The sequence below is a fragment of the Cyanobium sp. Candia 9D4 genome (assembly GCF_024346155.1).
Taxonomy (GTDB): domain Bacteria; phylum Cyanobacteriota; class Cyanobacteriia; order PCC-6307; family Cyanobiaceae; genus Cyanobium; species Cyanobium minutissimum.
Genome location: NZ_JAGQCK010000006.1, coordinates 150,004 through 161,768 on the forward strand (window position 1 = coordinate 150,004; position 11,765 = coordinate 161,768).

At 51.5% G+C, this 11,765-nt stretch carries 8 protein-coding genes; 6 read left to right on the forward strand and 2 right to left on the reverse strand.

Going from position 1 to position 11,765, the window contains the following annotated elements; genetic code table 11:
- Positions 1-35: 35 nt before the first annotated feature.
- The 4 genes from KBZ08_RS12855 to KBZ08_RS12865 all read left to right on the forward strand — a co-directional run bounded on the left by KBZ08_RS12855 (position 36) and on the right by KBZ08_RS12865 (position 4,359).
- Positions 36-1,358: a hypothetical protein gene (locus KBZ08_RS12855; RefSeq protein ID WP_254973440.1), complete on the forward strand. Its 1,323-nt coding sequence runs from the start codon at positions 36-38 to the stop codon at positions 1,356-1,358.
- Between the two features lie 332 nt (positions 1,359-1,690).
- Positions 1,691-2,230, forward strand: a complete 540-nt coding sequence (locus KBZ08_RS12860; RefSeq protein ID WP_254973442.1) for an IS3 family transposase — start codon at positions 1,691-1,693, stop codon at positions 2,228-2,230.
- Between the two features lie 713 nt (positions 2,231-2,943).
- Positions 2,944-3,720 (forward strand): GIY-YIG nuclease family protein, encoded by a 777-nt coding sequence (locus KBZ08_RS16665; protein WP_396122419.1) that lies wholly within the window; start codon positions 2,944-2,946, stop codon positions 3,718-3,720.
- Between the two features lie 243 nt (positions 3,721-3,963).
- Positions 3,964-4,359, forward strand: a complete 396-nt coding sequence (locus tag KBZ08_RS12865) for a hypothetical protein (protein WP_254973443.1) — start codon at positions 3,964-3,966, stop codon at positions 4,357-4,359.
- 207 nt (positions 4,360-4,566) lie between these two features.
- On the opposite strand, the gene KBZ08_RS12870 is transcribed toward KBZ08_RS12865, so the two are convergent.
- Together KBZ08_RS12870 and KBZ08_RS12875 are read right to left on the reverse strand one after the other, a co-directional pair.
- Complete coding sequence (locus tag KBZ08_RS12870) at positions 4,567-5,604, reverse strand: DUF3387 domain-containing protein (RefSeq protein ID WP_254973445.1); 1,038 nt, start codon at positions 5,602-5,604, stop codon at positions 4,567-4,569.
- A 623-nt stretch (positions 5,605-6,227) separates the two neighbouring features.
- Positions 6,228-6,692, reverse strand: coding sequence for a leucine zipper domain-containing protein (locus KBZ08_RS12875; RefSeq protein ID WP_254973447.1), 465 nt, complete (start codon positions 6,690-6,692; stop codon positions 6,228-6,230).
- A 441-nt stretch (positions 6,693-7,133) separates the two neighbouring features.
- Here KBZ08_RS12875 and KBZ08_RS12880 point away from each other — a divergent pair, with 441 nt between their 5' ends.
- Entirely contained in the window at positions 7,134-8,525 is a 1,392-nt protein-coding gene (locus KBZ08_RS12880) for a hypothetical protein (RefSeq protein ID WP_254973449.1), read from the forward strand.
- Positions 8,526-8,765: 240 nt separating this feature from the next.
- Complete coding sequence (locus KBZ08_RS12885; protein WP_254973451.1) at positions 8,766-9,872, forward strand: hypothetical protein; 1,107 nt, start codon at positions 8,766-8,768, stop codon at positions 9,870-9,872.
- Positions 9,873-11,765 lie beyond the last annotated feature (1,893 nt).

Genomic DNA, 11,765 nt, shown 5'->3' on the forward strand with positions numbered 1-11,765 from the left:
CCAAGGAGCAAATCGTACGAGCCAACTTTGCCCTAATGGGGAGGACCGTTATTGAGGACTGGCGATATGAGGGCGACGAGAAGCAATGGGTCTTGTTTACCGTCGCCGAAGGCCCCTACGCTGGCACTGTACTGCAAGAACGATACAATCTTGCCCGCAGACGGTATGAAACAGGCGAGAGATTTAACGACTTCAGTTTAACAAGCGTTCATGACAAGACAGCATACGTGAGGAACGCGTTCTTGAGCGCCACGCCTCGCAGAGTTATCTCAGAGGATTGGCGGTACACAACGGCAACTGACCCTATTCGATTCTATTTTGACCCCTCTGATGAGTCTGGCCTTTCAAAATGCCAAAACAAACTAGAGCTGTTCGCATCCAATCAGATTCACTTTAAACAACCATGGTGTGAGTTTCATAGGAGCTTAGATTCAGAAACCCAAGAGGTTTGGATCGCATCGCTAGAAGATATCAACACTGCCATTCGTTTTTTATGGCGCAATCGAACACAGCCAGGAAGGTTGATTGAAGAGGAATGGCAGTATCAGGGTACGACAAGTCCAGTTAGGTTCACCCTAGACATTACCGAAGACCATGACTTCTATGGTGTCGAGTTTCAGCAAACCATAGCTCACTGGTCAAGCGGGCTTGGAGTGAACTTGAGATCGGTAGCAGACATGAACCAGGCAATTCAAGCGATTTTGGGTAACATCGACTGCAAACTAGCCGACCCATCATTTAACTACGACGACTTAGCCGGGTGTCCAACCGAACGGTTCAAAAGCAGTTTTGAGATTATTGACCAGTTTGAAGAGAACTACCTTACAACGGTGGAGTGCCTTACAAAGGGAATGACTCCGACCTCCATAGGCGAGGGTCAACTTCCTTGGAACCGAATAACATCTAGGCTAACACCAGAAAAGATAAAAGCCGATCCACGCCTGCTCTGCACAACGGGGATATTTTATATTGCGAGGATATCAGACATTGAAGGTGAACAGTTTTTAAAGATTGGCATCACAACAAAGAGTTCGGCAAATCGTCGATGCCGACACTATGATGTATTGTTTGCCACCCAACGCCTAAGCCTATTAGACATCGCGATCCTGGAGAATGCACTGCTCAGGGCGACAGTTAGGCACAGGCCCGTAGACTACCTTGCGAAGAAGTTCCCACGGGGTTTTGGAGGAGGAAACTCTGAGATCAGAAGAGAGACTGTTCTTGAGGATTTCACCCTTGTAGGAAATGACGCCCACCAAAGGTTTACGGCTGCTTTGGAGATTGCATCCTCGTTCAATCAAGAAAGAAAATTATCGGCCGCCATGATTAATCAGGTTATTGCTCCGTTGGCCATTTGAAATGTTAGGAGATATCCGGTGGAAAGTCATCAGCATCGTGATGGTCAAGCAACAACTCATAACGTACCAAACATAAAGATTCGATCGGCGCCAAGCCTGAGGATGAAGCAGCTGAAGCCAAGCCGGTGGGGATTCAGGTGGTCTGGGTTTTCTGGACAGAGTCCATCGTTAACCAGTGAGGCGGGGCATCACCTCTAAGATAGGGCTCCCACCCATCAGCAAACGTCGCACCCGTAGCCCCGAGTTGAGGGCCAAGCTCGCCATTGGGGCGATCAGTAGCCGCAAGACCGTCCAGGAGATCGCCGCTGATGATGCGGTGCACTCAATCCCAGGTGAGCCAGGGGAAGAAGCAGCTGCTGGAGGGCGCCAGCGAGCTGTTCTCCAAAGGCAAGAAGACCAAGGACAAGGAGGAGGGGCAGGCAAAGGAGGCGGAACTGTTCCAGCAGATCGGTCGGCTGCAGATGGAACTGGAATGGCTCAAAAAAAGTCTCAGCTGCTCTGATGCCCGTGAACTGTGCAAGCTGGCCGATCACGATCATCCCGAGCTCAGCGTCAGCCGCCAGTGTGCCCTGCTGGGTCTACCTCGATCCACGCTCTACTACCAGCCGACACCAATCCGGGAATCGACGCTGCGGATCATGGCCAGGATCGATGCCCATTACCTGGAGGATCCCTGCAGCGGCAGCCGCTGGATGGTGGGATACCTGGCCAGAGACGGTATCCCGATCAGCCGTGACCATGTCCGAAACCTCATGCAGCGAAAGGGAATAAGGGCGAACCACCTGAGCGCTTTCCCTGCCTGGTTGATGTCAGAACCGTCACAGCTCCAGATCTGGTCTGGACAACCGCCATCACCTCCATTCCGCTCCTGAATGGATTTCTGTGACTGGTTGCGATCATGGATCTCCAATCCAGGCATGTGCACAGCTGGAAGCTGTCTAACACCCTTAGCACAGAGTTCTGCTTGGAAACCCTAGAGATGGCACTATCCAACAGCCAGATGCCACAGCTCTTCCATTCCGTCTATGGCTGTCGATTGACTTCCTACATATTCGATCAGTGACTTAAGGTCGAAGAGATCCAGATCAGCCACTGGGAGTGGAATATCCTTGTGGAGAGGCTATGGCACGCTGCCAAGAATGAGGAGACGTGTATGTAGGGGCTTACAGATATTGCTTGGAAGCAGAAAAACGATCAGCCTGGCCCACTTCCATTGGAGTTGTTGCAAGGAACCGCCCCATAGCTCACTGAGAGGCCAAAACCCAAAATGAGGACCATCCTGAAACCAAACCCTGTCCTTTCCATTCGAAGCTAACGGGGTCGGTGGCCGAATCGCTCCAATAAACGGCACCCAGCTCAGGGCCAGGTCTGATACGTTAGCATTTTCCACAAGCTGCAGTTTGAGGACCATGGATACAATCTCCAAGGATTCCAGAAAAGGCGCAAGAAGAATTCGATCAACACCTAGAGAGACCCTCAGAATCCAAAGGGGAGGCAAGTGCGACTACAGCCATGGCCGCTCAATGCAGACAATGTAGATGGAGCTGACTAAGATGCTGTTGCAATGAGACTCTATCCATCCCAAATGTCTGGGCGTCAACCATCAGGAGCAAATAGGCCATGCGGGGGGAAGGCACATGCAATAATCTATGTGATCAAGTCAGAATTGCTGGAAGCGCACAAGATCGGGGTTACAAACGATTGGTCAAGAAGGAAGAGAGAACTAAAAGTAGGTGTCACAACAACAGCAGTTCATGTCGCAAGAATCAATGACGCAGGATCATTAGAGCAGCACCTCCATAAAAGGTTTGCGCGCTGTCGTCTTCCACAATCAGAATGGTTCAAGCTAGACGAGGATGATCTCGCATTACTCAGGAGTACTATCCGGAAGGCAAAAGACGACTATGAAAGGTTGCTAGGCAAAAGAATTACTGGAACTGCATCACTTCAAGAAACCAGGAAAGCTTTGACAGACCAATCTACGCGGAATAGAGCAGACATGTCTACACGACTCACAAGGACAAAAGAAGCATGCCAAATCGAAACCAGAAGCTATGATCAAAGTACAGCTCCTAGGAGCACCCAGATAGCGGGGCAATGCAATAGCCCCGACAACTCTGCAGAAGTAAAAAGGCAACGGCGCAAGTCAATTCACCAAAGCGCAATCTTCGCGGGATGTCTTACGTGGCTGTACGCAGGCAATTTCATCAACGGCTCGACCAACACCTCCACTGCAGAGAAGGTTGGGCTAATAGCGCTCGCATCACCAGGGATCATTTTCATCTCAATAGTTCTATCTGTAATTGCTAGTACAATCACAACAAGAATCCATGAAGCAATCAGCCCAGTTCAACGGCAATAAGAACCCATTACGACGCACCGTCTGACAACTCCTCCTTCAACGCCAGCACAGCCGCAAACACAGGAGCCCAACGCTCCAAAACAGCCTCCCTCTAAGGAGAGTTCGGCTTAGTTGCTCGACCCTTCTCTGACAGGGCGTCCAGCTGCTGCTGGAGTTCAGCTAGGCGGGTGGTGCGGTCGTCAGACATTTGGCATCCATGGGCGATCTTGAATTGGTAGCCCACGCCAACTAGGTGGGCATGGGTTGCAGGCCGTGCTGGTCAGCATTAAGCTTACCTGCAGAATTCGACTTGAGATGAAAGCACTTGGAGTCCTGATTGGCGGCATGTTTGCAACGTCCACGATCATCACGGGAGCAGCCAAAGCCGAAGACGCTGCGCTCTTCCAATGCATCAGCAAGTTCAAGGCTTTGGGAGTGTCCCCAGATGCAGCGCTGGCAGAGTGCAAACAGCAGACGTTGGCAGAATGCGTGAAGCGATTAGTTGGTCAGAACTATGTCGCGACAGCAATTCGCAAAGGGCCAGAAGGGTATCTGATTGACCTCGGCAACAACGACTCAATATGGATGGAGGGTGACCCTGGAAGGCGAAGGGATGTATACCAAATCAGAGTGGTCCCAAACGACGCCAACAGGCGATGACCTCATGGGGATTTGATTCAGTCAACCAATGGTTCCGCCAAGGCTGGTGCCCCACCGAATCGCTTGAATTGAATCAGCCGTATGGCCTTGAAGATGCCAAGATTCGTTGTGAGTTAGGAGATCCCAAGACTGGGCTGCCGAAACAGCAATAGCGATCATGAGCACACTCCATTAGCCACATTCAACGTAGGATGGCTGGTTGATGCCTCAAGCCGCTTCCACAGACCAGTCCTCAGAAAGCGTCTCAGCCTGCACCAACACCAAATCCACAGCAGCTGTCTCCTGATCAGGAGGGTACTTGTACCTCTTAAGCAGAGCCTTGATCAGATTCCTGAGTCGGGCACGGACGTTCTCCTTGTGTTGCCAGTCGATAGAGAGATTTCGACGTGGCTTCTCTGCAAGCTCCTGAGACATGGCAGACAGCACCTCATCCCCCATCAGGTCATGGGCAGATTGGTTGTTGGCCAGGGCGTCATAGAACGACTTCTCCTCTGGCGACAGCCCCAAGGACTCAGCCTTCTCTGCATCCTCACGGAACTGCTTGGCCATCGCAATGAGTTCAGCGATGACCTGAGCAGCTTCAATCGAGCGGTTGGTGTACTTGGTCAGGGAAGCCTTGAGCATCTCACTGAACTTCTTGGACTGAACCACGTTCGTCTTGAAGCGGGTCTGGACCTCCTCCTTCAGGAGACGTTGCAGCAGTTCCACAGCCAGATTCTTCAAAGGCATCTTGGCAACCTCAGCAAGGAACTGGTCAGAGAGGATGCTGATGTCTGGCTTCTCTAGCCCTGCCACCTTGAAGACATCGGTGATCCCTCCACCAACCAGAGCGTCAGAGAGGAGCTGCTTCAGAGCGAAGTCAGTGTTCTTTGGTGCCCTGCCATCACCACCATCATCAGCTCCCTTCAGCAGAGGGGCACGGATAGCCTGAAGAAAGGCAATCTCATCCGTAAAGACCATTGCCTCATCCAGGGTGCCACAGAGGGCAAAGGCCTTGGTGATGTTCAGAACCACATCACAGAACCTCTTGCGTCCGTCTGGTAGCTCGATGATCTGGTCAAGGCATACCGCCAACAGAGCCATAGCCTTGCTGGGTTGCCTGAAGTCACTCCAGTCGATGGGATGAAGCATGTCCCTGGCGACTTGGAGCTTATCTTGGAGAATCCGATGCGGAGCTTCCGGTATGTTGTCAGCCAACAGGATGGTCTCCCAAGCCGAATTGATGTCGAGGGCTTCTTTAAGCAATTTGGGAGTTGAATTGCAGAACAATTCGAAGACGCACATCGTTAACCAGGAAAGTGAAGTATGACTGACCTTATCCAAGCCTATGAGTTAGTCAGAAGCAATCGAAATACCACATGGTGAATAGGGTGCGCTCTAGGAGTGCTTTCACAACAGGTTGTTCATGCCAGCAGCAGAGCGAGGCGCTGTTGGGGTGTGAGGCCACCCAGGGCCACGTGGCACCTACGTACGGTATGAGTCCGCAGCTAGGTCGGTAACAGAGCGTTCCTGGCGGCAGAGCTGCCGTAGAGCATCACGTAGGCCCACTCCTCCAGTAACGTCATGATGAACCGCTCAGCCTTGCTGTTGGTCCGAGGGTTGTAGGGCCTGTTCTTCTTCGCCTTGAATCCCAAGGCCTGCCTGGCTTTTCGCCAGCCATGGGACATGTAGGCCGAGCCGTTTCCCTGAGCAGCCGTAGGCACTTGATCCCCTGGCAGTTGAACCAGGCCACCGCGCGGCTCAGGAAGCGCATTGTGGTCAGGCCCTTCTCGTCGGGCAGGACTCCGGCGTAGGACGGACGGGTGGCGTCATCCACGGCCACGTGAACCTTCTCGCAGCCCACGCCGGGTGAGCTCCCCTTGCGTGGATCACCAGTGAACCGGTGCCCTACACGGTTGAACAGGGCCAGCTGTTCGATGTCGAAAAGAATCATGTAGCCAGGACATTCCCACTGCTACCACTGCACCGGTGGCTTGGGATCCAGGTTCCTCAGCCGGTTCAGCCCAGGCGCCGCATCGCCCGGGCCAGGGTGCTGATCGGCACCAATAACTGCCGGGCATACTCCGGAGGGTGCAGCGCTGGTGCCAGAGGTCCATGGCCTGCTGCAGTCGCTGCTGATCGAGCGTCCGCCGCTGGGTGCGGCGCACACTCCGTCGATCCGCCAGGGCCGTTGGCCCGCGCAAACGGAATCGTGCCAGCCACTTACGGGCGGTGCGCTCGCCGATTCCGTGCTCGCCAGCGAGTTGAGCAAGGCTCATGCCCTCATCGAGGTGCTGCCGGATCAGCCGTTCCCGACCGATCGGTGTCAGGCGGGCGTTGGGGTGCGTAGGCATGGGGTGTGAGGTCTTGGGCTGTTGGGTCGCACCACAACCCTGTCGGCCTCAAACTCCTTTGTCAGCCGGAAAACTTGGTAGCACTACACAGCAAGTGGTCTATCCATGGATGGCAAGAGGATTTAGGCTCAACACAGGCGGGAACCAGATGTATATCTATGTGAACACCAAGTTGCTGATCCCACAAACCATCCTAATCATGAAAGGGTCTATCTGCTGTTCGAATGTATCATATGACACCAATGTCAATGCATCAAGGTCAAGGATCCACGTGACGAGTGGTCACTATGTTGCTTCTTTGTCAATGACGACAAAAATCGTTGTGGCTCACGAAGCCACCACATTCAAGAGGGACTTACCAATTGAACGAATTAGTTTGATGCGAGTATGCATCTGTAGGCGCATTTTTGATCCCCATTATGCAACCAGGAGATTTATCTCATGTCTATCGATCAAAAACAATTGCTTCAATCTATTTATGATCTTATCTTTGACACCTTTACCACTCCCCCTAGCGGAGCAATTGCAGGAAGAGATGCCGCAGCCGTCCGAGACAAGACTCACCTTGCCCTCTTGCCTGTAGGGAACCCCGTTGATATAGGACAATTTGCAAATGCATGGAGTCCTGACAACCCCAATGGCTCGACAGCTGCCGCGGAAAACCTTGCCCAGCTAGTAGATGCAATTCCAAACCCACTGCCAATTTATCTACCTTCTGGAAATTCAGTTGATGCTGTCTACGGCGAGATTACAGGTGCAACACCCACTCCAGTACCAGTTAATCCAGCCAACCAAGCGGCTTACAATGATGCATTCAACCTGCTAAATGTCGACGGCACCGATTACGATGATTCAGGCAGATCAATTGCAGTCAAAGTTGATTCGCCAATCTATCGAAACTACAAGAACAAGCAGTATTTATACAACGCTGCACTATCAAACTTTCTGGCAAAGTATATAAAGTATAATCTTGCTGACCCTGATGATCAACGAGAATGGTCATTGCTTGGTCCAACACTTCAAGCTCCGGTTGATGCAGCATGGGGTGATTTTGTTAACGCTCAAAAGGCTAGAGTAGAAACTGCACTTGCCACAATTCAGCAGTATCAAATCTCTAGCATTACCACGATCTTTGCAAATGCAAGACGAACTTGGGATCAGACGAAGCGTGCAAGCGTGTCTCAGCCTGGGTTGTTCTGGCACACAACCACTGCATTTCCTGGCAATTGGTTTGCTCCAGGTGCTGTAAGCAACTTTGCAGACATAGTGTTGGATTCCCAAAAGTACTACTACTCATACGATTCACGATACTCCTCCTGGAGTGGGGGTGGAAGTTACGGTTATGGATTTTGGAGAACTGCTTCTGCTTCCGTTTCCAGGGACACCTCATCTGTGGATATAGAAACGTCAACTACAAACATCAAAGTAGAGTTTAAAGTGGGTCGGATCGAAATTCGACGCCCGTGGCTTAACTCTTCAATTTTTACCCTTACTGGGTGGAACGTACCTGGTCGTTCAGCAGGGGGTTATTCAAATGGCAAAGTTGACGAGTCCAATGCTGGGGCATTCCCATTGTTGCCAACAGCATTCTTAGTCGCAAGAGATATTCGGATTTCCGCCAACTGGGGAGCCACAGACTACTCAAGGGCGCAGTCTTCAACTTCAGCGAGTGCTGGAGTTAGTTGGGGGCCATTTACGCTGAGCGGCTCATATAGGTCAGGTCAGACAAGTGTATCCTTTAATTCAAGCTTTGATGGCGTTACCATTACGGTTCCTGGTATTCAAATCATTGGCTGGCTGAGTACTGTTGTTCCATTCTGTCCTCCTTCATAAGGGGTAGAGGAAATAGTTGATACCAGTTGAACCCGACAAAGATTATATAGTCTTAGGGAATGCATTGTATTCTTCTGGATATTTCTTGCATTAGATCTTGCTCCCAGACCTTTATATTCTACTCGTGTCATCCTTGCATCTAAATGATGTTTTACATGCTTTGGTCGCATGGATAGGCAGCTTAGCTGCAATCAGGCATGTCGTTCGACCCCCAATGTAACGATCACCATGACTTCGTCTATGCTTTCCACGGTTCGTGATTTGTATGCCTTACTTTCCGACGGGATTTTTAGCTCTCCATCTGGACTTGGGGATATTGTTACCTCAGTTGATCTACCCGAAGAATCAATTCTTTCCATTGGCTTCCCGGGGCAGCCAATTAACCCAAGTCAATATGACAATCCTTGGAGTCCTAGTAACCTGACAGGTTCAGTACTGTCGCTTGAGAATTTTTCAGTACTAGTTGATCAGATTCCCCAAATATCTCAGTTGTATTCACCAAGTGCGTATTCTGTTGATACACTATATGGCCAGATTGTAAATTCAGCTCAGGCTTCACTTACGCCACCTAGTTCGCAGGCGATGGCAGATTATCAAGCTGCATATGACTATCTGTATGCGGAGGCTGATAGACGGGATGCTGCTGGCAGAGTCGTCAAAGTTGCAATCGAAAAGCCTGAATACAAGAGATACCTTGAGAAACGGGCCGCCTATAACAATTCACTTCAGTCATACATGACATCATATTCAAGCCTAAGTACAACAGATCCAGCAAAGTGGGCATTAATTGGACCAGTTCTTCAGCAGCAGGTTGATCTTGCTTGGAGTGAGTTTAAAGCAGCATCTTCCCCATCACTTGAAAGAGCTTTGTCAATACTTAGACAATCGGGATCTGATGCCTCGACTTCAATTATTGACAATGCAAAGAAGAAATACTTAACTACTCAACAAGCAAGTCTTAGCTCTCCTGGTATAACTTGGCACTCCTCGTTTCCCATTCCGTACAACTGGTATAGCGAAACAGCGGCAGATCTTTTTAATGAAGTTTCAATAGATAGAGTCTCATTCAAGTTTCTACGAGTTGAGATTGTTCGCCCATGGCTAGATCTCAGCATGCTTTCTCTTCCGGGATGGTCAATTCCTGGACTGCCAGCTGGGTATTATTCGAATGGAGAATTCAGCGATAATACTGGAATCTTCCCACTACTACCAACAGCATTTATTGTCGCAAGAGATATTGATATCAAGGGTAGTATTTCTGGCCAAGAAGTAACGATCCTTAAGACGAAGGGTCCTCTGATTATAGGCTGGATAAGTCGCTTGCTACCTCCTATGCCTCCTAGATAAACAACTGTCAGGACTTTATAACTCTGACTTAGATGACAGTTAGTATCTAGTTTAACCTTTGATGAGCTGCAACTGGACATATGCCATTGAGCTGGTCTGGCTTTGTTGGCAGCCCACTTTCTTCGTGCAAGGCGGGGTACTTCCTACAGAAAAGAGGCTTCCACCCATGTGTTCAGGTCACCTCCATGGCACCGTGTTCACGGCAAGGTCGCCATAGAGGCGATATCCGGACCCAAGGCCCAGATCTTCCATTCCGATCAAGACTGTCAATGCACCTCATTAGATTTCGTTCAACGACTCAGTGGCAGAAGACATCAAGATCAGCTGGTCAGGCAGGGGCGTTGCATTGACAAAATCCTGTTGGAGTGGCTTTGGCCCACCGTCAAGTACAAGGAGGTCTACCTGCGCGCCTACAGCGACGGCTGGGAGGCCGAAGTCAGGCTGGCCCGCTTCCTGTGGAGGTACTGCCATTTACGACCCCGCAGCTCTCTGGGAGGCAGAACTCCCAATGAGGTCTACACTGAGATTGAACCCTGATCCTCCCGTCCAGGGATAGCGATGTCAGGGGCCAGCGCCGCCCAATAAAAGGCACCCACCTCAGAAGGCGTTGCCAAGCTCCTCCCCCTCCAGTCAGTCCGTCAGGACGAACGCTCCCTCATCCGTGTAGGTGGCTTCTGACTGGTCGCTGAACAAGAGAAATGCTGGGACGGTCGGGTAAGCCTATGCCGGGAAGGCTCGGGATGCCAGTGCTGGCCTGGGTTTCCCTTGATGACGCCCTTAAAGGGACAGGACAGAACCGATCACTGCTCGCCTAGGTCAGGCTGGCTGGGGCTGCGGAATCATCACGGCTGAGAGTCCTTGCGGTGGAAAGAGTTTCCCCGAGGTCCGCCTTATAGGGAACCACAGGAGAGCGATCGCTCAGATCCCTTCAGCTGGAGGGGATATCGTTGAGTAACCCCTTAAAGGGAATCAAAGGGACTCCAACGCTGAGAGCCCTTTCGGTGGAGGGTATTCCGTTGATCCCAGGTTTATAGGTAATCAGGGGAGAATCCTCGACGATGAGCCCCTTGCGATGGCAGGGATTCCCCCGAAGTCCTTTGAACAGGGCCTTATAGGGACTCCCGCACCAGAGACCGTCCAAAGCAAGGCGGGCTTTGGAGTCTGCCCGAGTTCCCCCTTAAAGGGACTTGAAGCGCAAGGCCATCAATTGGTACCTCGCCGATGAGCCCCAGTAGGTCCGCTAACACCCAGCCTTGAGATCCCTTCCAGAGCAGGGAGTCTGGCCGATAACACATGTATAGGGAATCAAACCCAACAGTGTGTCCAGCTTGCCCTGTGAGCAGCATCAGGCCGAACGCTGATCGCCAGTCCGGTGACTCAGGATGGAGCCCTTGAGACCGGCTGGGCTGCAAAGGATCTCCCGACCAGTTGCATTAAGGGAGAGACCCCAGTCCCGCCAATCATCAATCCATTTGGTATTGAGTGATACAAGTTCCGTAGGATACACAAAATCACTGGGGCTGAGATCCACTGCGCTGGAATGGATCTCCAGATGTCGTCCATTAGGGAAATAGCTGGTTCTCACCAGTGAACCCATCAGACCTGCATGAACCTCAGCTCAGGCTTAGTGACCCTTGAGATCCACTGCGCTGCAGAGGATTTTTTTAGTGCCCCGAAATAGGGACAGCACGCACCCCCCACTACCGCCCACCGAGAGGATCAACACCAGGCTCGATACCTGGGGTAAGGGGCATTCGCCAGGCGCTGGCTGTCCCGTGTCAATCAGGTTGACGGGTGGCGTCAATCTGGTTGACCGGTTGAGTCGCTTGTTCGGAGGTCCTCCGGAGCCTGAGATGGCAGTGGGAATCGGGATCGTGACCAGGCTGTCGCCTC